This is a genomic window from Arcicella rosea (assembly GCF_014204325.1).
Classification (GTDB): Bacteria; Bacteroidota; Bacteroidia; order Cytophagales; family Spirosomataceae; genus Arcicella; species Arcicella rosea_A.
Genome location: NZ_JACHKT010000042.1, coordinates 14,498 through 37,326 on the forward strand (window position 1 = coordinate 14,498; position 22,829 = coordinate 37,326).

Below are 22,829 nucleotides of genomic sequence, written 5' to 3' on the forward strand. Positions count from 1 at the left end.
ATTTGTTTAACTTTAAACACCGAGTGCGTATGAAATTACAAGTGCATTCAATTCACTTCGATGCTGATATCAAGCTATTGGAGTTTATCCAGTCAAAATTAAACAAGCTGGATACTTTTTATGACCGAATTACTGGAGGTGAAGTATTTCTCAAAGTTGATAAAGGAGATACGAAAAAGGTCAGAAGTAAAATGTTGGAAGTTAAAATTAATTTACCCGGAGGCACGCTTTTCGTAAAAGAACAGGGTAAAACTTTTGAAGAAGCAATGGATATTGCCATTGAAGCTTTAAAAATCCAACTTAAACGATTTAAAGAACGAATACAAGAAAAAGCTAATCCGACTAGAAGTGTACTGATGTCGATGGCTATGGAAAGTTAATATTATAATGCAAATTGCTTTGAAAGGGAACTTCGATTGGAGTTCCCTTTTTTATTTGTCTTCGGATAGAGTATAAATTGTTTTTTTTAAGCTTGATATATAAATTAGATAATATTATAAAAATGGTTAATAGTAAAAAAAATAAGGCGCCGATTGACGCCTTATTTTTTTGTATTGATAAACTGCGATTTTGGTAATTATACTAAACCAAATTTAGCTTTTACGGCATCTACATAATCTAATTTTTCCCAAGTAAAAAGCTCCACTTCTTTTTCAAAAACAACACCGTCTGGTCCTTTGAATGATTTCTTAACAATTTCATTCGTACGTCCCATGTGTCCGTAAGCCGCTGTTTCTGAATAAATTGGGTTACGTAATTTCAAACGTTGTTCAATTGCATAAGGACGCATATCGAAGATTTCTTCAACTTTACGAGCAATCTCTCCGTCAGTTAAACCAACTTTGCTTGTGCCATAAGTATTGATGAAGAGTCCGCAAGGTTGAGCAACACCAATTGCATAAGAAACTTGTACTAATACTTCATCAGCTAAACCTGCAGCTACTAAGTTTTTCGCCACGTGACGAGTTGCATAAGCTGCCGAACGGTCAACTTTTGAAGGGTCTTTCCCAGAGAATGCACCACCACCATGAGCACCTTTTCCGCCATAAGTATCAACGATAATCTTACGACCTGTCAAACCTGTATCTCCGTGTGGCCCACCGATTACAAATTTACCAGTTGGGTTGATGTGGTAAGTGATTTCACCGTCGAATAAACCTTGTAATTCAGGCTTACATTTATCTTTTACTCTTGGAATTACGATATTGATAACATCAGCTTTGATTTTCGCTAACATTGTTTCATCATCAGAGAATTCATCATGTTGTGTTGAAACAACAATCGTATCAATTCTTTGAGGAACGTTATCGTCAGAGTATTCAATCGTTACTTGTGATTTTGCATCTGGACGAAGGTAATTAATCAATTCTGGTTCGCTATTACGAATAGCAGACATTTCCTTCAAGATTTGGTGAGCCAAATCTAAAGCCAAAGGCATATAGTTGTCAGTTTCTTTGGTGGCATAACCAAACATCATCCCTTGGTCACCAGCACCTTGTGCATTTGCTTTCGATTCAAAATCATCAGCCGTTACTCTGTCAACACCTTGGTTAATATCAGCAGATTGGTCGTGGATAGCAGAAATAATCCCACAAGAATTTGCCTCAAACATGTATTCAGATTTAGTATATCCGATTTTACGAATTACATCACGAGCAATCGTTTGTACATCTAGATAAGTATTTGTTTTTACTTCACCTGCCAATACCACCAAACCAGTGGTTACAAGTGTTTCGCAAGCTACTTTTGAAGATGGATCAAACGCCATGAAGTTATCAATTAATGCGTCTGAGATTTGGTCTGCTACTTTGTCTGGGTGTCCTTCCGATACCGACTCAGAGGTGAAAAGATATGCCATTATGAATATTTTATATTTTGTGAATCAATCAAAGTGCAAATTTATCACTAATATTTTTATTTGACAATTTGGCTTATTGAATGCGTTATTTATAGATAAATTATCTTTAAATAAGTATATATTTAAGGATATTAACTATAGAAAACATAATTCACATAAAATATTAGGAGTAAAACTACTTTGATTTAATAGAGTTTTGAGAGAAGAACTCCTTTTAGTCCTAGAATAAATGGAAAAGGAGGAACACTCTGCATAATGCTAATATCTTTTAACATGCTGGTGTCTTCATCTAAAAATTTCAATACATCGGCAGGACGATTGTACTTAAATAGCTTTGTAAATATTTCATCGGCAGGCATTCTTTTATGCAACATCACATTCAAAAGGATACTGTCCAAAAGGGCTTTCCAAGTATTTGAACAGAAATTGCCTTTGAAAGTAAGCGGAATGTTTTTACGTTTTGCTTCTTCTAAATCCTGCACTAATTGCTGTAAAAACCTTTGTGTACGCTGAAAACTATAACCCGTTGAAGCCTTTACATAACCACCAGCCGTACCAATTCGGATAACTTTAGGCGAAGGCGAAATTACTTGTGGTTCATCCGACATCGGGATTACGCCTGATTCTATCTCCGTAATTTGGTAGTCCTCTATCTTTAAAATCTCTTGAATATATTGTTTCAAGGCATCATTGTATGAAGCTTCGTCGAGTAAATTATCTGAGAAAATAGTAAACTCTATCAAAGCTTTTGTCTCTGAATGTGGCAACACATAGACAAATCTACATTCGTTTTGTTGCTCAATCCTGAAATCAAAAAGGGTAGGTTCTTCAGGTTTAAAAATGGCTTGAGAAGTTTCAATTACCCAACCTTTAAAATGTTGAAGCATATTATGATACTTCGCCTGATTGAATTTTGATACTTTAATACTATCAAAAACAAAGGCTTTGGCTTTGAAAACGCCTTGGTTCGTCATCACTGTAGCTTCATCGACAGTGCTTTCAATGTATTCAATGTCGGCTTGCAAGAAAGTAATATTCGGATTCTTTTTGAGCTGAGGAATCAGGTATTGATAGAAATCTTCCCCACGAAGCATTTTATAAAAATACTCTTCAATGTTTAGAAATGAGGCAAAATCCTGATGCCCATAAAACCAAAGTCCCTTCCATTTTCTATAAATAATCTCTTCAAAAGGACTATTTCCCTGTTCCCAAAAGCACCAAGTATGGTCATTCGCCTGTTTTACATCACGGTCGATAATTAAGATAGACTCATTTTTCAATAAGCTTTTATTCAAATAAAAAGCCAGAGAAAGCCCTGCCATCCCGCCACCAGCAATGATATATTGATAAGTATTTGGAAGATTTTGATTCATGGTAAATATGAAGAAAGACCAATTTAATGATTTTGTATGAAAACCATTCTATTCAATCAACCCGAAAAGCGAAATCTTGTTAGAAAAATTTTAGCGATGAGTTTTTAGCCTTCAGCGTTGAGCTTGTTTTTTGTGGGTATTGTTTGATGAAATGGTCATCTAGTAAAGTGTAATAAGCATCTTGTTTGATGAAATGGTCATCTAGTAAAGTGTAATAGGTATCTTGTTTAATGAAATAGTCATCTAGTAAAGTGTAATAGGTATCTTGTTTGATGAAATGGTCATCTAGTAAAGTGTAATAGGTATCTTGTTTGATGAAATTGACATCTAGTAAAGTGTAATAGGTATTTTGTTTGATGAAATAGTCATCTAGTAAAAAGTAACAGGCATCTTGTTTGATGGAATTGTCATCTAGTAAAGTGTAATCGGCATCTTGTTAGATAGAATAATCATCTAGTAAAATTAACTAGAATGTGACAAAGTCATTAGCCTTGTTTGGGTTTTAAAATTTAAAATTACTATTGCATTTGAGGAGAAAAAATAAAGAGTTACTTTAGAAATTAGAACAATATACATTCATAAATAACATAAAATAGACTACAAAATATTCGCATATTAGCGAGTTGATATTAATAAAACATAAACTTTCCGAAAAAATAATGACTTTAGAAAAAATTCAATCTCTAGATAATGGTGCAAAATTTTATCGTGCTGACTTACATATACATTCATTTGGAACTTATGCTTCCTATGATGTTACTGACATGGATATGACACCTCAAAATATAATTGATGAAGCCATAAGAGAAAACATATCAATTATAAGCATAACTGACCATAATGAAATAGGAAATATTCCTTCTGCAATAGAATATGCAAAAGATAAAAAAATATTAGTAATTCCAGGGGTAGAACTTTCAACTAGTCAGGGTCATTTTTTGGTGTACTTTGAAACCTATGAAAAGATAAGATCGTTCATTGGAGAATTGTCAATTAGTCATGACAAAAAACAATGTGACACTACTATTACTAATGCTCTAGAAATTGCTAGAAAATATAACGGCTTTGGTATTGCTGCCCATATTGATATAGATGCGGGCTTTGAAAATTATATATCTGGTTACAATCCTTTCAAAGAAGCAATTTTAAAGCATGACCTACTATATGGTTTAGAAATTTCTAACAAAAATGCAAAAGATTGGTATTCAGAGAATGACGATAATTCAGAAAGAAAAAGATTGTTTAGAGCCAGAAAAGAGTTTCTGAAAGAAGATAATTCATATAATCTGGCTAAAATTATGAGTTCAGATGCACACAAATTAGTTTCATTTGGTAAAAATATAAGTGGGCAGAAAAAACTAACAAGAATAAAGTTAGACAAACTTGATTTCAATTCATTTAGAGTGGCATTTTTAGATGCGAATTCAAGAATAAGAATCGAAGATGAAATTCCTAATTCTTTTCCTCGCTTTATTGGAATTGAATTTGAAGGAGGGATATTAGATAAGTCTATAGTCCATTTTAGTAATAATTTTAATAGTCTCATTGGAGGAAGAGGAACAGGAAAATCAACTTTTTTAGAGTGCCTACGGGCAGTATCTGGAAATCAGACAAGAGAAGATGTTATTGATAACGAAGTGTGGCCCAATAACATTAAATTGTATTATGAAGATGAAGCTGGTCAAATCTTAGAGTTTCAAAGAACTAAGTATAATCAAACTATAAATTTCACCAATCCTGAAAATGGGATACAAACAATAACAATTGAAAGTTTTGGGCAAGGAGAAACAGCATCAACCATCCAAAAATGCGGGAAAGACCCAGAAGTACTGTTAAATTTCATAGACGCCTTTATTGATGTAAAACCATTCTTATCACAAGATGAAATTTTAAGAAACTCACTACTAGAAAATCAAACTTTTATTGAAAGATTAAAAATAGAAATAGACTCAATACCAACAATAAAACAATATCTAACAAACGCAAAAGCCCAATTAGATGCACTTAAAGCAAATAAAGCTAAAGAAGTTGTTGAGTATGAAGAAGGGATTGCAAACGAAAGAACATTACGAAATCAACTTTCTCAAAGTTTAGATGAGCATATAGACAATATCTCTGAAGGTTTAAACACAGATTCTTTAATTCAAACTATAAATACCCTTGAAGAGACACAAATCCTAGTAGGAAAAGAAGAATTTAGGGACGTAAATAAATTGATAGAAGATTATAAAACCTCAATAAGTAAAAAATCAACAAAAGTAGTTGAAGAATCAACAGCGTTGAAAACAAGTATTGAGGAGATAGTAGAAAAGTGGCGAGCAAAAGAAGTTGATATTCTCCAAAAAATTGAAATGAAAAGGTTAGAACTAGTTAGTCAAGGTATAAAACTAGATATGTCTTTTATTAGAAAAGTAACGAAGGATGTAAGCGATTTCGAAGCAAAACTTAAAGAATTAGAAATAAAAAATAAAAAGTTTGATGATTTAAAAAAAGAGAGAAATCAATTGCTTAAAGAAAGAAAAGAAAATTTAGATTTATTGTATAATGAGAGATATAGATTTATCCATACCATAAATAATAATTTGAAAGGTTCTGTTGTTGACTATGAAGTAGAAATTACTATTCAGAAACAAAACCTATCAAGAGAAGTATCAGAAATTATTAAATCGGCAATGGGTTATAGAACTACACAAGTGTCAAAATCAGAGATTATTGTTCAAAAAATAAATCATTTCGAATTGATTAAATTCATTATAAAGAAAGATAGTAGTCCAATTCTTAATATTAAAAACGGTACTCAACAATCTCTTTTTAATGAAGAAGAAGCAAATGATATAATAAGAAGACTTGGTGAGTTTAATGTTCTTGGACAAGTTCAAAGAGCGATTATTAAAGATTTTCCAGTAATTAAAATAAAAAAGAAAATTGTAGAGTCTGATAACTCAATTAAGATTATTGAAAGAGATTTTTCCAAATTATCCATGGGACAACAACAATCAATACTTCTGACTCTTCTATTATACTCTAAAAGAAATTGCCCACTAATAATTGACCAACCAGAAGACAATCTTGATAGCGAATTTATTTACAAAACATTGGTAAAAAATTTAAAAAGAATCAAAGAACATAGGCAAGTTATTATAGTTACACACAATGCTAACATAGCAGTTTTAGGAGACTCGGAGTTAATCTTACCTCTTAAAAGTACTAATGAAAAAACCTCTATCATAGAACGTGGCTCAATTGACAACATTAACACAAATCGAGTAGCTTGTGATATACTAGAAGGAGGCGAGACTGCTTTTAAAAAGAGGCAATCAATTTATAATATACGATGAGGTTATAAACAGCTTCTATTTCAGCAGTGATTGATGAACAAGCACCAACAACACCCACCAATTATCAAAGCCATATTTATAAGTTGTTGGAAAGCCTAAGACTAATTGAAGCATTAGAACAATACTAAGGACTATTTTACCTTATTCACCAACTAAGTAAAATACGACGCTAATTGAAAGTCCCAAACCGTTTGCTAAAATTTAACACATAACTAAACATAATATGAAACTACAAAACCTAATACTCACAATTTTAATATCGTCCTCTTCAATATTGGCTTACAGTCAAAAAACTTATAATGGTCTTCCTGTCATAGAAGCTAACAATGCCAAAATCAAATATTATGTAAACAACGTTGAAAATAGTAATTGGACAGTTACACCAAAAATTGCAGACGATACCCTTCTCATTAAAACTTACCTTTCTGAAAAAACTAAAATTATGTTCAAGTTCAAGACGGATATTGATAGTATAAAATTTGAAATTAATCATGATGAAACCAAACGTTTCTATGTTCATTTAAACAATGAATCTTATGCCTTGACAACCGTAAGAAGACAGAAGATTTTTATACCAACGTTAAATTATGCTTCAACAAAAAGCAATCCTAAATATAAAATTTTATACACCAACGACAATGAAAAAGGGTATCTTGATTCTTTACATTCAAAATATCCGATTACTTTCAAAAATTCAAAAACGCAAATTGATAAAGTTTTAACTATCTTAAATTGGACTCGTAGCCAATGGGAACATAGAGGAGACGTAAGTCCTAAAAAAAATGATGCTATCTCAATTTTAGATGAAGTAAAGGAAGGTGGAAGATTTCCTTGTTTTGCTTATGGATATGTCTTGGCATCACAATTAAAGGTTTCAGGCTTTAAGTCAAGAGTTATATATCTTAAAACCAGCGATATATCAACATCAATGAGGGGTGGAGGACACGTTGCTACGGAAGTTTTTGTTGATGAATTACAAAAATGGGTTTTTGTTGATGCTCAATTTAACGCTATGCCTTTTCTTAATAATGTTCCTTTGAATGCTGTAGAATTTCAAAATGCTATTAGAACAAATTTTGATAAACTGGAATTTAAAAGTCTGGGGAAAGTTGATAAAATGTCCTACATAAATTTTGTTCAACCATACCTTTATTATTTTGATTGTTCTTTTGACCAACGTGAAAATGTAATTACTGAACGTAACAGAGTCAATAACAAACGAAGTTTAATGCTTGTCCCTTTGGCAACTGAAAATCCGACTTTCATGTTGGTGTGGAACTCAAAAATTGATTATTGTGAATACACAAACTCAATTGATGATTTTTATGCAAAGCCTAATTAGATGGGAAAACTTTAGCCAGAGCATCTATGAAAAGTGGGTGCTAATCGCAGAACGGTGGTATATTAATAAACATTTATACCAGCGGGAGAAATACTAAGAAGTTTTGGAAGTAACCAGCCCATCAATATGCAACCAAGAATTGAAACTTTAACTGAACGAAAACTAATTGGCAAGCGACTGATAATGTCATTAGCGGATAATCAAACTATTAAACTTTGGCAATCATTTATGCCAAGACGGAAAGAAATTAAAGGCAACTTGACGGCTGAATTATTTTCTATGCAAGTGTACCCTCAATCGTTTGACTTTGCCTTTTCTAATCTTAATTCGGAATTTGAAAAGTGGGCAGCTATTGAAGTCGCAGACTTTAAGACTGTTCCTAATGAAATGGAAACTTACACATTGACAGGCGGGCTTTATGCAGTTTTTGATTACAAAGGATTAAGTACTGATACTGAAATATTTGAGTATATTTTCGGAACGTGGCTGCCAAATTCAGCAAACTATTTACTTGATGACAGACCTCATTTTGAAATATTGGGAGACAGATATAAAAACAATGATCCAAATTCAGAAGAAGAAATTTGGATACCAATCAGACCAAAAGGATAACGCCAAACGGGTGTTATAGGGCTGAACTGTAAGATTCTTAATTTTGGGAATTTGGTGTCATTGGCTTAGCTCCACTACCAATTTCTTTTTAGTAAATCTTTCAATCCTGAAGGGATGGCATATTTATAGAAAAAGAAAGGATTGAGAATAGACATGGAGAAATTACGCCACATAATGGACAATTTTCCCAGCTCCAAATCAATTCAGAAAAACAACACTCTCCGAAACACTTCTAACTGTATCTTCGGATTACTGATGGCATGACTTCAAGTCAGGTGGTCAGGTTCCAACCTCCAGTTTCTTTATAAATACTTGTAGGTTGTTTGTTATGTTCAACCAAACCCGTTTAGAACAACAGCATTTTGCTAACTGAAAACAACAATAATTGACGAAAAGTAATTTTCAACCATACTTATTTTTGTAACTTTATTGAAGTTATAAACTATAAAAAGATGAAGACCGCAGATATAGATACAAACTTGATAGACAGCTACTTTATGTTGCTAAAAAGCCTAAGCTCTGAGAATAAATTAGAACTTATTGCAAAGTTTTCAGAATCGATGAAAACGACAAAAAAAACTAAAGATATGTCGTGGAAATCTTTGTTTGGGGCGTTGGAATTAGAGCAATCTGCCGATGATTTTGTGGAAGATTTGAAAAAAGATAGAAAGTTCAGCTTTAAATCTATTGACTTGTGAAAAAGTATCTTTTAGACACAAATATTTGTGCCTATTTTCTGAATGGAAAATTCAATCTTGAAGCAAAAATTGACAAAGTAGGTTTTGAAAATTGTGCTATATCAGAAATTACAATTGCCGAACTAAAATATGGCGTTGAAAAAGCATCCACAAAGAAAAGAACAGGAAAACCTTGAAACGTTTCAAACAATGTTTGACGTAATTCCTATTTTTCCTGCACTTAACATCTATGTAAAAGAAAAAGCACGATTGAAAACAAAAGGTGAAATTTTAGACGACTTTGATTTACTAATTGGCTCTACTGCTATTTTCAACAATCTGACTTTAGTAACAAGAAATGTTAGTGACTTTGACCGACTTGAAGAAATAGACATCGAAGATTGGACAACAAACAGCGTAAGCTGATAGGACATAGGAGATTTTTGACTACAAATATTTGAATCCGAAATATTCTTACCAAATTATAAAACATGAGTCATCCCGAATTTTAAAATCACAAAAAAGCGGTCAAAAACTAATTTTGACCGCTTTTTTGTGATTGATGAGCAATGAATTCCTACTGTTTGAGCGAAGCGAGGTGGTTCGCCACTCCGATTACGAATTCTTGAATTTCTTTTGCGGCCGCCGCTGCGGTTACTTTTCTTGTTTCAAGACAAGAAAAGTAAGGATTGTACAATAATAAAGATAAAAACCTCTCAAATCGTCCTAAACCTCACTATTCTAAGAAAAAGTTCGGGATGACTCATGTTAACCTAATAAAACTTAGGCAAAGGATTCAGTTTTACGTTTTGTCTTTGATGCCAATATGGGTAAATCGTTGGTACTTCGCTGGCTTGGTCTAGTTTTTTGATTTGTTCAGTTGTTAGATTCCAACCTACTGCCTCAAGGTTTTGGCGAAGTTGTTCTTCATTTCTTGCACCGATAATAATACTCGAAACCGTTGGTCTTTGTAAAACCCAATTAATGGCTACTTGTGCTACGGTTTTGCCCGTTTCTTCCGCAACTTCATATAAAGTATCAATAATATTGTAAAATACTTCTTCATTAATTACAGCTTCTGGAATTGGACTTCCGCCTTGTGCCACACGGCTATCTTGTGGAAGTGGCTGATTTCTACGATATTTTCCGCCCAATCTTCCAGCCGCCAATGGTGACCAAACAATTGCTCCCACTTTTTGGTCTAAACCTAAAGGCATCAATTCCCATTCGTATTCACGGTTTGCCAAAGAGTAATAAACTTGATGCCCTACATATTTATTCCAACCATATTTATCTGCAATGGCTTGCGATTTCATCAAATGCCAACCTGAAAAGTTTGAAGCAGCGATATATCTGATTTTTCCACTTTGAATTAAATCATCTAAAGCCCTGAGTGTTTCTTCAACAGGCGTGTTGCCATCAAAACCGTGCATGTGGTAAAGGTCGATATAATCAGTATTAAGGCGTTTTAAACTACCTTCCACTTGTTTGATTAACCTGAAGCGAGATGAACCTTGATTGTTCGGCCCATCGCCAAAAGGGAAAGTTGCTTTGGTAGAAATTAAAGATTTATCTCTTTTGCCAGCCAACGCTTTACCTAAAATTTCTTCCGAAAGTCCTTGTGAATACACATCAGCAGTATCGAAAAAATTTAAACCTGCCTCCAAGCAAATGTCAATTAAACGGGTTGCTTCTTCTACTTGAGTACTTCCCCAAGCTTTGAAGAAATCATTTCCACCGCCAAAAGTAGCCGTACCAAAACTTAGCACAGGCACTTCTAAGCCTGATGCCCCTAATTGTCTATATTCCATTTTTAATTGTTTTAGTTTTTATGTCTTAGGAAGTAAATTACTTGATGATAAAATACAAAAAAAAGAAAATGGGTTCGTTTGTATTAAAGAATTAACCTGTAGAAAAGGGTGGAAGGAGGTCTGGGAAGACCTTTAAATCAAAACAGCTTCCCGAAAAATTCAGGAAGCTGTCGTTTTCACCTAACCACTAATATTTATTTTTTTGAAAATTTTCTTATCGTATCTTGAAACTGTGCCTTTCTTCTTCGGGCGATGTCTATTTTTTGTTCATTAATCATAATTACACTTAATTCTTCTACGGTATTGAAGGCTTTCAAGTATTTTAAATTAATGAGTACTGATCTGCTGATTCTCAAAAAATCGTAAGCTTCAAAGAGTTCACAAAATTGTTTTAATGTTTTTGAGAACAAATGCTTTTCTCCATTTTTGTAGTGAACAAAAGTATAATTTCCTTCACCTTTGCACATCAAGATTTCCTCGATGTAAATTTCTGTTTTCCCTCTTTCTAAATAGATAATTGTGCTTCTTTCTCGATTAAATCGCTTAGGAGAATATAAAAAATTGGTTTGTATTGGTAAGTTCATTGTTATTTGGTTTGCAAAAATCACCTTGATGAAAAGTATTGCATAGTACAAAACAAATGCCTTTGTCATCAATATTTTAGCGTAAATACACCTTGTTGGTAAATTAGCGTATTTATACGTTATGATGAAACCTGCTTTTGGTACTACAATTTGTTAGTCGCAAAAACTTTTAAAAAGGGTAACAAAAAAATCAGAAATAATTTTATGGTTTGAAGACACACGAATTATCCTTAATTTTGTAGAAAACAAGATTTGTGATTTTTTTTGCAAATTATATTACAACGACTATGCTTTCAGAACAAGAAGTACTTCGCCGACAAAAGCGAGAAGAATTGATGAAGTTGGGAATTGACCCTTATCCAGCTGAACTATACGAAATCAATGTAACTACTGAAGATATTCAGCAACATTACGAAAACAATAAGATTGATTATAAAAACATCTCGATTGCAGGTAGATTGATGTCTTTCCGTATCATGGGAAGTGCTTCATTTGCAGAATTACAAGATGCTTCTGGTCGTATTCAATTATATTTTCGTAGAGATGACCTTTGTCCTGGCGAAGACAAAACCCTTTACAATACTGTATTCAAAAAGTTATTGGATATTGGCGACATCATTGGAGTGAAAGGTTATGTATTCACTACTCAAACGGGTGAAATTTCTATTCATGTTACTGAATTCAAGATTCTTAATAAATCTTTACGTCCGTTACCAGTTGTAAAACGTGATGAAGAAGGAAATGTATATGATGGTTTAACAGACCCAGAAACTCGTTATCGCCAACGTTATGTTGACTTAATTGTTAATCCAGACGTTAAAAAAATATTTTTGAAGCGTTCAAGAATTGTAACGACAATGCGTACAATTTTTGATGAAAAAGGTTGGTTAGAAGTAGAAACACCAATTCTTCAACCTATTCATGGTGGAGCTTCTGCTCGTCCATTCAAAACACATCATAATACATTGGATATGCCTTTATACATGCGTATTGCCAATGAATTATACTTAAAACGCCTTATTGTGGGTGGTTTTGATGGCGTTTATGAGTTCGGTAAAATGTTCCGTAACGAAGGAATGGACAGAACCCATAATCCAGAATTTACTTCATTAGAATTCTATGTAGCTTACAAAGACTACAATTGGATGATGGGAATTACGGAAGAAATTTTCGAAAAAGTTGCTTTAGCTACTAATGGACAAACAAAAGTAAAAGTTGGTGAAAACGAAATCGAATTTGCTGGACCATTTACTCGTTTGACGATTGCAGAGGCAATTGAAAAATATACTGGTGTAAATGTAGAAGGTATGGACGAAGTAACACTTCGTGAACACTGTACTTCTTGGGGAATTGAAGTGGATGCTTCGATGGGAACAGGTAAATTAATTGACGAAATTTTTGGTGAAAAAGTAGAAGGAAATTTAATTCAACCAACTTTCATTATCGACTATCCAGTTGAAATGTCACCTTTGACAAAAAAGCACCGTAGCAAACCAGGTTTGGTTGAACGTTTTGAATTATTTGTGAATGGTAAAGAAATTGCCAATGCTTATTCAGAATTAAATGACCCAATCGACCAACGTGAACGTTTTGAAGAGCAACTCAAATTAGCGGAAAGAGGTGATGATGAAGCGATGGCGATGGATGAAGATTTCCTTCGTTCATTAGAATATGGTATGCCACCAACAGCTGGTATTGGTATTGGTATCGACCGCCTGACAATGTTGATGACTAATCAGACTACTATTCAAGAAGTCTTATTCTTCCCGCAGATGCGTCCTGAAAAGAAAGCTGAACTTTCTACGAATGAAGAGTATGAGGCAATCGGCGTACCAACTGAATGGATTCCAGTACTTCAAAAAATGGGCTTTATGACGATTACTGCTTTGAAAGAAGCTAATCCGAATAAAGTATTTAATGATTTGGGCGGAATGCGCAAAAAATTAAAATTAGATATTACAATCCCTACTAAGGACGACGTTCTTAAATGGTTTGAATAAACAAACAAAACGGCTACTTCAATTGAGGTAGCCGTTTTTGTTTACTTCCATTTTTACCTTTGATTTTCGGAGATGCTAAATGACAATTTTATTATCTTAACTTTCTTAAATCGGCTATTTTGTCATGAATAAAGTTCTATAAGTGTAAAAAATAAGACAAAATGGCGTAATTTATTGGCTGGTATAAGATTTGAAATAAAAGGGATGTCCATTAATTAAAATTGGATAATTCATTTTAAACATCAAATCAAAAAACATTTAAACATAATAAAGCCATGAAACTTGTAAGATTCAACAACCCAGCATTTCAATTTTTCAATGAAGATTTCAACAACGTTTTAAAGAACCTAGACACTATGTATCCGTCAAAACAAAATCATCAATTAGCTTTCAACAATATTCCAGCTGTAAACGTGAAAGAAGTTGAAGGGGCATTCCAAATTGAAGTTGCGGCTCCGGGTTTGAAAAAAGAAGATTTCAAATTAAGTCTTCACGAAAACCGCTTGAGTATTTCAACGAAAAAAGAAGAATCAAGTGAAGAAAAAACAGAAAAATATACTCGTCAAGAATTTAATTATTCTTCTTTCCAAAGAACATTCAATTTACCTAAATCAGTAGATGGCGAAAAAATTGAAGCAACTTATAATGATGGTATTTTGAACATCAATTTACCTAAAAAAGAAGAAATAAAACCAGCAGTAAAAGAAATTGCAGTAGTTTAATTAGCTGAAAGCTATCAGCGATGAGCTTTGAGAATAAGTTGAAAAATGGAGAGTTTTTAAGAGAAAGTTTGAAGCACTTAAACTCATTATTTCAGAATTTGACCTAAAAACTCAAAGCTCATCGCTCAAGGCTTAAATCTCATCGCTATTTTTCTTAAAATTTGTTAAAAAGCCCTACAGCGATGCACCTTAAAAAAAGTTTTTGCGTTAAATTAGCAGATGTGAATGAAAGACCGAAAGATTTATTCAATCTTTAACTGTTTTGTAAAATTTAACAAAATATCACAACCATGGAAATTAAAAATAATGTTAAAAACCTAGCTATAGCCGGAGTATTGAGTAGTGCTACTACGCTTGGCGCCTATAAGCTATTTTTAGAAAAATCTTCATCAGATTCACTTTTTACAAATACGCCTTCAGCTTTTACTAGAATGGTATCCAATGCTGGTGCTGTACCAGCAGGAGCACCAGGTGAATTTACTTTTGCTGCTGAAAAAGCTACGCCAGCCGTAGTGCATATCAAAACAAAAATGACTCGTAATGTAAGCCGTCAAATGATGGATCCTTTCGAAGATTTCTTTGGTTTTGGTGGAGGCGGTGGTCGTCGTCAGCAACAAGAACCACAAGAAGCCTCAGGTTCAGGAGTAATTATTAGTGCAGACGGTTACATCGTTACCAATAATCACGTGGTGCAAGATGCTGATGAAGTATCAGTAATTTTAAATGATAAACGTGAATTAAAAGCAAAAGTAATCAGCACTGACCCTGCTACAGATATTGCGGTGATTCAAGTAAAAACTAATAATTTACCTTTCTTAACTTTTGGAGATTCGGATGGTATTAGAGTAGGAGAGTGGGTATTGGCTGTTGGTAATCCTTTCAATTTAGAATCAACAGTTACGGCTGGTATTGTTTCAGCGAAAGGTCGCCAAAACATCATCGACCGTGATAAAGATGTTAATCCATTAGAATCATTTATCCAAACAGATGCTGCTGTAAATCCGGGTAATTCTGGTGGTGCTTTAGTAAACTTGAAAGGTGAATTAATTGGTATTAACACCGCAATTTATAGCCGTACAGGTCAGTTTGCAGGTTATTCGTTCGCTGTTCCAGTTGGAATCGTGAAAAAAGTGGCAGCAGATTTAATTAAATACGGCAACGTTCAACGTGGATATTTAGGAATCAATATTGCTGAAGTAAACGCAAAATTGGTTGAAGAAAAAGACCTAAAAGTAAGTGATGGTGTTTATGTCGGTGGTTTCCCGACTACAGGTGGAAGTTCGGCACAATCGGCAGGTTTGAAAGTAAATGACGTAATTGTAAAAATTGACGGTATTGAAACTAAATCAATGTCAAAATTGATGGAATTGGTTGGTCGCAAGCGTCCGGGCGAAACTGTAGTTGTTACTGTGAATCGTGATGGTTCTTTGAAAGATTTTAATGTAGTATTGAAAAATAAAGATGGAAATACTAACATCGTAAAAGGTGAAGTGACAGGAAATGTTGTAAAAAGCGATTTCCTTGGAGCGAAACTTTCTAATTTAACTGAAAGCGAAAAAGCTAAATTCAAAGTAAGTGGTGGTGCTAAAATCACAGAAGTTGATCCTGAGGGACGTTTAGGTTATCAAGGATTCGACAAAGGTTTTGTCATCTCTAAAATCGACGATAAAGCTATTACTGATGCTAAAGAAGTTGCAGATGTTTTGGCTAACCGTAAAGGAAGAGTTAAAATTGAAGGTATAGATGTGGACGGTACTCGTGTAATTATGGTACTTTAAAATTATTCTTATTTTCAATGAAAAACCTGTGAAGCTAAACTTTACAGGTTTTTTTTATGCTCCAATTTTTTAATTGCATCAGAAAGTTCTTTTGCCCAAAGTGGATAAGCTACTTTTTTTAAATGAATGCCATCTAATGAATATTGATTTTTTAGTGTTTCTTTTTCAGCTAGAAACTGATTGGCATCTACATAAACTAGTTGGTTTTGTTGACAAAAACTTGCCAGTTGTTGGTTTAAAATCGTTATTTGATGATTTATTTCAGGAAGATTGGTATAAATAACAGCATTAACAATGGGCTTAATTTGCTGATTTTGAAGGATATGGATCATTTTGATATAATTCTCTAAAACTCTTTGTTCAGGAACGCCAGCTAGTAAATCATTTACTCCACCTTCTATTACACATATTTTAGGTTTTATTTTAGGACTTAGTATTTCTACATTTTTTAGAATATGCAGGGTAATTGCTCCACCATAAGCTAAATTAGTAATGTCATTTCTTTCCAAAAGGAAAGTCCAATTTTCTAGTGCTAGTAAAGAATCGCCCACTAATAAAATATTATTGGATGATGGCGGAAATAAATATTGATGAAGCTTTTCTTTAAACTTAAAAGCTAAAGTTCCACCCGTAAGGATAAGTATTACATTTAATATTAAAGAAAAAGTGAGTAATCTTTTTTGCATTATAAAAGGTTGTTAATTTCAAAAGAATCGGCATCTAAATAAGCAGGAACCTGTTCTCTGAATTCTGCCAAACTCTTTTTATTGAGCACTTGTGTTTTAATAATTTCGCTATCTGGTTGGTAGAAAAGATGATTTCCTTTAAAATCAATAATGGTTGAATTCCCTGAGTAAACTAAATCCATACCATCTTTCCCCACTCGATTTACTCCGATTACATAGCTTTGATTTTCAATGGCTCTTGCTTGTAAAAGTGTATCCCAAACTTTAGAACGTACTGCTGGCCAATTGGCTACATAAATCAATAAATCGTAAGCATGATTTACATTTCTTGACCAAACAGGAAATCGTAAATCATAACAAATCAGCGGACAAATTTTCCAACCTTTCAATTCCACAATTAATTGTTGCGTGCCACCAGTAAAGTAATGATGTTCGCCACCCATTCGGAATAAATGACGTTTGTCGTATTGTTCAAAACTTCCGTCTGGACGCATCCAAATCAGTCTGTTAAAATACTTTTCACCTTCTTTGGCAATAAAACTTCCAGTTACAACAGCATTTGTTTGTGCAGCTTGTTGTTTCATCCATTTTTGTACGAAAAAATTCATCGGTTCGCCTACTTGTTCAACATTCATTGTAAAACCAGAATTAAACATTTCTGGTAAAACAATCAAGTCGGTAGGAGTAGCAATCATAGCAATTTTTTCTTCCAACATTGCCAAATTGGCTGTTGAATTTTCCCAGTATAAATCAGTTTGAATGAGTGTTATAGAAAGGTCTTGCATAAAATTAGCGTTGTTTAAGAAAGGAAAACAAGGAAAGCTGTTTTCAAAAATACTCATTTTATGTGGCTCAATCAAGTTTTGATTTTATAGAATATGCTTGATTTTATTTAAAGCAAAAACTTAGCTATCAAAACAAGATACATTCCTGAAAAATAATATTTATCTTTTATCAAGCATAAAAAACAATTTTAAAAAAATGAAAAGAATACTTATTATCTCATTATTAACGATTTGCGTAGGAGTATTGGGCTTCAAAAATATTGAAGAGCATCCAACTTTAGAAATAGGTTCGCCTGCACCTAATTTTAATTTAAAAGCTACTGATGGCAAAATGTATTCGCTGAATTCTTTTGCAAAAGCAAAAGTGCTAGTCGTAGTTTTTACTTGTAATCATTGTCCGACGGCACAAGCTTATGAAGAACGCATCAAGAAATTAGTAACTGATTACAAAATGAAAGGAGTACAAGTAATTGCAATTTCACCAAACGACCCAGTAAGTGTCCGTTTGGATGAAATGGGTTACACCGATTTGGGCGATAGTTTTAATGACATGAAAGTAAGAGCCAAAGAACATCAATTTAATTTTCCGTATTTATATGACGGAGATACCGAAGAAGTTTCTAAAAAGTTTGGACCAGTTGCTACGCCACATGTTTTTATATTCGACCAAAAAAGAATTTTGAGATATTCAGGCAGAATTGATGATGTAGAAAAGCCAACAGGTACTCCTAAAAATCATGATACCAGAAATGCGATTGAAGACTTATTAGCCAATAAACCAGTAGCAATAAGTAAGACAAAAACATTTGGTTGTTCGGTAAAATGGGGAGGAAAGAGAGAATTGGCTGCTCAAGAAAAAATAGATTGGGAAAAAGAGCCAGTTAATTTAGAAACCATTGATGAAGAAGGAATAAAGAATTTATTGAAAAATGATTCTGGGAAATTGCGTTTAATCAATGTTTGGGCTACTTGGTGCGGGCCTTGCGTGGCTGAATTGCCAGATTTTATGACGATAAATAGGATGTATCGTTTAAGAGATTTTGAATTAGTGACAATTTCGGCAGATAAACTTGATAAAAAACACAAGGCTTTAGCTACTTTAAAAAGGCTGCAAGCTTCGACTAAAAACTATATTTTTAATTCAGACGATGCTTATAAATTGATAGAATTAATCGACCCAAAATGGCAAGGAGCTTTGCCTTACACACTTTTGGTAGAGCCAAATGGAAAAATTGTTTATCAAAAACAAGGAACGATTAATCCGCAAGAAATGAAGAGAATCATTGTTGATAATCCATCTGTTGGAAGAGTTTATTAGCAAGTATATTTTGCAGAAGTAAGAAAACAGCGACAAAAACGGGACTAAAAATCTTTTTTTGTCGCTGTTTGTTTTTAAAAGATTTTCGCAATAGGTCATTTTGTTTGCATGATTGGTCAAGGACGATTTCGGGGCTTTCAGACAACTTTGTATCATCATTAAACAACAAAAACCATGAAATCAGAAATCTTAGTTTTAGGCTCAACAGGAAGTATCGGTTATGCTTTTACCGAAAATTTACTTAGCAAAAACATTCCAGTAACTATTATCGTCCGTGATGTGGCGAAAGCGAAAAACCTTTTTCAAAGCTTCAATCATGTAGAAATTATCAAAGGCGATGTACAAGATTTGAATCTTTTGAAACAAGTAGCCACCGACAAAAAGTATATTTTTCACGGCATTAATTATCCCTATAACGAATGGTTTGGGAATATGGACGTGGTAACAAATAAGATTATCGAAGCGGCAAACTTGAATAAAGCCATGATTGTTTTTCCGGGAAATGTTTATAATTATGGAAATACGCCTTTGATTAAAGAAGATTCGTCAGAAAACCCATGTACTCGTAAAGGAGCTTTGCGAGTAGAAATCGAAAAAACGTTGCGAGATGCCGCCAACGCTGGAAAATGTAAAGTACTCAATGTTTGTTTACCAGATTTTTGGGGACCTAATGTGTTGAATGAAGGTATTAAGCCTATTTTTATTAATGCCCTTAACGGTAAAGCAGTTCCTTATTCTGTCCGAGTGGATATTCCACACCAAATGGTTTTTACTAAAGATGCGGCTGAAATCATGGTAAGATTGATGCAAAGAGGCGTTCAAAAACCTTATGAAAATTATAATTATGGCGGACAAGTACACCCAACGATGAAAGGTTTATTAAACCAAATTTCAAGATTGGCGAATGCTCCTAAAAAGATTACAGTTTATCCAAAATGGTTGTTCTCAGTATTAGGGATTTTTATGCCAGTGATGAAAGAAGTAAAAGAAATGCTTTATCTTTTTGATGGAACAGTACTTTTGGACGATAGTAAAGTAAGAAGTATTTTTCCTGATTTTAAAGAAACACCTTTGTATGAAGCGATTACAGAAACTTTGAATTGGTTTAGGGAGAGCTTTAAGTTGTGAGCTTTGAGAGATGAGCTTTCTTTTACTCATGCCATGACTCCAAGTTATGACAGGAGTGTTGAGTATTTTATTATAAAATTTATAGAAAAAACAGATATGAAAAATATTTTAAAATTAGAAGAATTGGCTGAATTTATATTGGGAGTATTGATTTTCAGTCGTTTATCATTTACTTGGTGGTATTTTCCTGCATTGCTTTTATTGCCAGATTTAGGAATGTTGGGTTATTTAATAAATCCCAAAATAGGAGCGTGGATGTACAATTTCGTACATCATAAGGCATTAGGAATTGCTATTTTAGTATTAGGTTATTATGAACAAAATCAAGGAATTTTATTGTTGGGAACAATCCTTTTTGCTCATTCAGCTTTTGATAGAATGATGGGCTATGGACTAAAGTATGAAGACAGCTTTGAAAATACACATTTGGGAAGGATAGGTAAAACAGCAAAATAGCTTTCAGCCTTGAGCTTTTAGAGAGTAATTTATTTCAATATTAAAATCCGAAACCCGAAATCCGACCGCCGAAATCTAAAACCCTATGCTACCATTTTAGGATTTTTACGATAAACATTAGGTGTGTATCCAGTCCATTTTTTGAAAGAACGGAAAAAAACACTTGGTTCAGAATAACCCAATAAATAGGCAATATCTGTGGTACTTAGGTGTGATTCTTGTAAATGTTGTAAAGCTAAATTTTTGCGAATTTCATCAAGGAGTTGCTGAAAAGTAACTCCTTCTTCTTTGAGTTTCATTTGTAAAGAGCGTAAACCAATTCCCAAACTTCTTGAAACATTGAAAAGTGAAGGTTCTTCACCTTTCAAGCCATCCAAAATTTCTTTTTTCACTTTTTCTTTGAAGGAATTATCTTGATTTAAACCTTCCAGAATACTCTGTGCGTGTTTATCAAACAAAGGAAAAAGATTGGGATTGGCGTTGATAATCGGCAAATGAAAGTACTTTTTTTCAAAAACGATTCCCGTAAAATTACTTTCAAAAACTACTTCTTGCGTTTGAAAAACTCGCTGATATTCAGATGAATCGGAGTATGCAGGATAATTGAAATGAACAGATTTTAGGGGTAAATCTTTGCCAATCATTCCTTCCATAGCAGCGTGATAAATAGACAATTCAGACTCAAAAGCATATTGCGGATACAACATTTCATCGCTTATTTGTGTAAGCGTAACATAAACCAAATCGTTTTGAATAAAAACTGTGGTCTTTGAACCGTCACAAACAATATCTTGATACTGACAAAGTTTCTCTAAAGCTTTATCCAAAGTAGGGCAGTGCATCATCACATAAGCCAAAATTCCCACCGCAACCGTATTGATAGATTCTCCAAGATGCAAAGCCAAATGTTTATCGCCCGTCATTTCTACGGCTTCTTTCCAAAGTACTTGTACTTTTTTGATGGGTAAACGAGCGTCTGGGTCTTGTAGCATTTCGGGAGTCAAACCAACTTTTTCGCACAAAGTAGTATAGTCTGCCCCTCTTTGTTGGGCAGCATATAAAATCAGATTGAAAGAGGCTACGGAGAGGGAATTTTTTTTCATGGGTTGGAGGAAGTTTAGCTTTTGCTATCAATAGGGTTGGGATTAATCCCAACCCTATTGATAGGTATTTATGCTTACTTAATATAACGCCAATCTTCATTTCCTTTTAAAGAAAGTAAAGATTCATAAATCAAGTTAATTACTGCTTGCACATCTTCTTTTGAAACCGTTTCAACGGTCGTGTGCATATATTTCAATGGCAACGAAATCAAGGCAGAAGCCACACCTTCAGTAGCATAAGCGAACGAATCAGTATCAGTACCAGTAGAACGTGAAACCGCCTGACGCTGAATTTTGATTTCTTTTGCTTCGGCAACGTCGATGATAAAATCACGTAAATTGTTTTGTACAGCTGGGCCGTAACAAATCACAGGGCCAGAACCACATTTCAAATCACCTTGCTCTTTTTTGTTGTACATCGGCGACTGAGTATCGTGCGTAACGTCTGTTACAATGGCAACGTCTGGTTTCAAACGTCTCACAATCATTTCAGCACCACGCAAACCGATTTCTTCTTGTACGGCATTTACGACATACAAAGTAAAAGGTAATTCAACATTGTTTTCTTTCAGCATTCGGGCTACTTCGGCAATCATAAAACCACCCATGCGGTTATCCAAAGCACGTCCTACAAAGTAACGATTGTTCAATTCTGTAAGTCCATCTTCAAAAGTAACGACCGTACCTACATGAACGCCCATTTCTTCTACTTCCTTTTTGTTAGCAGCACCCAAATCAATAAAAATGTCATTGACAGTTGGAGCTTTGTCTTTAGCCAAATCACGCACGTGAATGGCTGGATAGCCGAAAACGCCTTTTACCACCCCTTTTTTCGTATGTAAATTACAACGCATCGAAGGAGCAATCACGGCATCAGAGCCACCATTTCTTCTTACGAAAATATAGCCGTTATCGTCGATATAATTCACAAACCAAGAAATTTCATCGGCATGAGCTTCGATAACTACTTTGTAAGGTTGGTTGGGATTGATAACCCCAACGGCAGTTCCGTAAACATCAATAATCGTTTCGTCGATATAGGGTTTGATATAATCTAACCAAATTTGTTGACCAGAAGCTTCAAAGCCCGTTGGCGAAGCATTGTTGAGGTATTCGTAGAGGAATGTTTTTGCGTTTTCAGTCATAACTTATTCTATAAAAAATTTAGGCTCAACCCTTAAACTGGGCTGATGATTAAACATTGTTGATAATTTCTCAAATCTGGCGTTAAAAGTAGTTGAAAAGTTTCTTGTAAAGC

21 protein-coding genes are annotated in these 22,829 nt (G+C 33.9%); 13 read left to right on the forward strand and 8 right to left on the reverse strand.

Annotated elements, in window-relative coordinates:
* The first annotated feature begins 29 nt into the window (after positions 1-29).
* Positions 30-380: a ribosome hibernation-promoting factor, HPF/YfiA family gene (gene hpf / locus HNP25_RS19580; protein WP_184137085.1), complete on the forward strand. Its 351-nt coding sequence runs from the start codon at positions 30-32 to the stop codon at positions 378-380.
* Positions 381-577: 197 nt separating this feature from the next.
* Here hpf and metK read toward each other — a convergent pair whose 3' ends face one another.
* Together metK and HNP25_RS19590 are read right to left on the reverse strand one after the other, a co-directional pair.
* Positions 578-1,858, reverse strand: coding sequence for a methionine adenosyltransferase (gene metK, locus HNP25_RS19585; RefSeq protein ID WP_184137087.1), 1,281 nt, complete (start codon positions 1,856-1,858; stop codon positions 578-580).
* A gap of 185 nt (positions 1,859-2,043) precedes the next feature.
* On the reverse strand, positions 2,044-3,231 hold the full coding sequence (locus HNP25_RS19590; protein WP_184137089.1) for a lycopene cyclase family protein: 1,188 nt from the start codon (positions 3,229-3,231) through the stop codon (positions 2,044-2,046).
* A 659-nt stretch (positions 3,232-3,890) separates the two neighbouring features.
* Here HNP25_RS19590 and HNP25_RS19595 point away from each other — a divergent pair.
* The 6 genes from HNP25_RS19595 to HNP25_RS21880 all read left to right on the forward strand — a co-directional run bounded on the left by HNP25_RS19595 (position 3,891) and on the right by HNP25_RS21880 (position 9,626).
* A complete protein-coding gene (locus tag HNP25_RS19595) occupies positions 3,891-6,569 on the forward strand; it encodes a TrlF family AAA-like ATPase (protein WP_184137091.1) in 2,679 nt (892 codons plus the stop codon).
* 274 nt (positions 6,570-6,843) lie between these two features.
* Positions 6,844-7,911, forward strand: coding sequence for a transglutaminase domain-containing protein (locus tag HNP25_RS19600; protein ID WP_184137093.1), 1,068 nt, complete (start codon positions 6,844-6,846; stop codon positions 7,909-7,911).
* Positions 7,912-8,037: 126 nt separating this feature from the next.
* Positions 8,038-8,523, forward strand: a complete 486-nt coding sequence (locus HNP25_RS19605; protein WP_221432517.1) for a GyrI-like domain-containing protein — start codon at positions 8,038-8,040, stop codon at positions 8,521-8,523.
* Positions 8,524-8,975: 452 nt separating this feature from the next.
* Positions 8,976-9,221, forward strand: a complete 246-nt coding sequence (locus tag HNP25_RS19610; protein ID WP_184137095.1) for a hypothetical protein — start codon at positions 8,976-8,978, stop codon at positions 9,219-9,221.
* Entirely contained in the window at positions 9,218-9,397 is a 180-nt protein-coding gene (locus HNP25_RS21875; protein WP_310587186.1) for a PIN domain-containing protein, read from the forward strand. Before HNP25_RS19610 ends, HNP25_RS21875 begins: the two co-directional genes overlap by 4 nt.
* A 13-nt stretch (positions 9,398-9,410) precedes the next feature.
* A complete protein-coding gene (locus HNP25_RS21880; RefSeq protein ID WP_229202912.1) occupies positions 9,411-9,626 on the forward strand; it encodes a PIN domain-containing protein in 216 nt (71 codons plus the stop codon).
* Between the two features lie 347 nt (positions 9,627-9,973).
* Here HNP25_RS21880 and HNP25_RS19620 read toward each other — a convergent pair whose 3' ends face one another.
* Both HNP25_RS19620 and HNP25_RS19625 read right to left on the reverse strand, forming a co-directional pair.
* A complete protein-coding gene (locus tag HNP25_RS19620) occupies positions 9,974-11,011 on the reverse strand; it encodes an aldo/keto reductase (protein WP_184137096.1) in 1,038 nt (345 codons plus the stop codon).
* 194 nt (positions 11,012-11,205) lie between these two features.
* Entirely contained in the window at positions 11,206-11,595 is a 390-nt protein-coding gene (locus HNP25_RS19625; protein ID WP_184137098.1) for a LytR/AlgR family response regulator transcription factor, read from the reverse strand.
* Between the two features lie 287 nt (positions 11,596-11,882).
* On the opposite strand from HNP25_RS19625, the gene lysS reads away from it, so the two are divergent.
* From lysS to HNP25_RS19640, 3 genes are all read left to right on the forward strand, one after another.
* Positions 11,883-13,595 (forward strand): lysine--tRNA ligase, encoded by a 1,713-nt coding sequence (gene lysS / locus HNP25_RS19630; protein ID WP_184137100.1) that lies wholly within the window; start codon positions 11,883-11,885, stop codon positions 13,593-13,595.
* A gap of 275 nt (positions 13,596-13,870) precedes the next feature.
* Positions 13,871-14,317 carry an Hsp20/alpha crystallin family protein gene (locus HNP25_RS19635; RefSeq protein WP_184137102.1) on the forward strand — a complete coding sequence of 149 codons (447 nt, stop codon included), beginning with the start codon at positions 13,871-13,873 and terminating at the stop codon, positions 14,315-14,317.
* A 290-nt stretch (positions 14,318-14,607) separates the two neighbouring features.
* Entirely contained in the window at positions 14,608-16,095 is a 1,488-nt protein-coding gene (locus HNP25_RS19640; RefSeq protein WP_221432518.1) for a Do family serine endopeptidase, read from the forward strand.
* 41 nt (positions 16,096-16,136) lie between these two features.
* Here the strand turns inward: HNP25_RS19640 and HNP25_RS19645 are convergent, their stop codons facing one another.
* Both HNP25_RS19645 and HNP25_RS19650 read right to left on the reverse strand, forming a co-directional pair.
* Complete coding sequence (locus HNP25_RS19645; RefSeq protein ID WP_184137104.1) at positions 16,137-16,781, reverse strand: SGNH/GDSL hydrolase family protein; 645 nt, start codon at positions 16,779-16,781, stop codon at positions 16,137-16,139.
* Positions 16,781-17,566 carry an amidohydrolase gene (locus HNP25_RS19650; protein ID WP_184137106.1) on the reverse strand — a complete coding sequence of 262 codons (786 nt, stop codon included), beginning with the start codon at positions 17,564-17,566 and terminating at the stop codon, positions 16,781-16,783. Before HNP25_RS19650 ends, HNP25_RS19645 begins: the two co-directional genes overlap by 1 nt.
* 196 nt (positions 17,567-17,762) lie before the next feature.
* Here HNP25_RS19650 and HNP25_RS19655 point away from each other — a divergent pair, with 196 nt between their 5' ends.
* The 3 genes from HNP25_RS19655 to HNP25_RS19665 all read left to right on the forward strand — a co-directional run bounded on the left by HNP25_RS19655 (position 17,763) and on the right by HNP25_RS19665 (position 20,468).
* A complete protein-coding gene (locus HNP25_RS19655) occupies positions 17,763-18,884 on the forward strand; it encodes a redoxin domain-containing protein (protein ID WP_184137108.1) in 1,122 nt (373 codons plus the stop codon).
* A 174-nt stretch (positions 18,885-19,058) separates the two neighbouring features.
* Positions 19,059-20,012: an NAD-dependent epimerase/dehydratase family protein gene (locus HNP25_RS19660; protein ID WP_184137110.1), complete on the forward strand. Its 954-nt coding sequence runs from the start codon at positions 19,059-19,061 to the stop codon at positions 20,010-20,012.
* A 96-nt stretch (positions 20,013-20,108) separates the two neighbouring features.
* Positions 20,109-20,468 carry a DUF4260 domain-containing protein gene (locus HNP25_RS19665; RefSeq protein WP_184137112.1) on the forward strand — a complete coding sequence of 120 codons (360 nt, stop codon included), beginning with the start codon at positions 20,109-20,111 and terminating at the stop codon, positions 20,466-20,468.
* Between the two features lie 83 nt (positions 20,469-20,551).
* On the opposite strand, the gene HNP25_RS19670 is transcribed toward HNP25_RS19665, so the two are convergent.
* Both HNP25_RS19670 and HNP25_RS19675 read right to left on the reverse strand, forming a co-directional pair.
* Complete coding sequence (locus tag HNP25_RS19670) at positions 20,552-21,571, reverse strand: AraC family transcriptional regulator (protein WP_184137114.1); 1,020 nt, start codon at positions 21,569-21,571, stop codon at positions 20,552-20,554.
* A gap of 74 nt (positions 21,572-21,645) precedes the next feature.
* The gene (locus tag HNP25_RS19675) at positions 21,646-22,716 is read right to left on the reverse strand and encodes a M42 family metallopeptidase (protein ID WP_184137116.1); all 1,071 of its coding nucleotides are present in this window, start codon (positions 22,714-22,716) and stop codon (positions 21,646-21,648) included.
* Positions 22,717-22,829 lie beyond the last annotated feature (113 nt).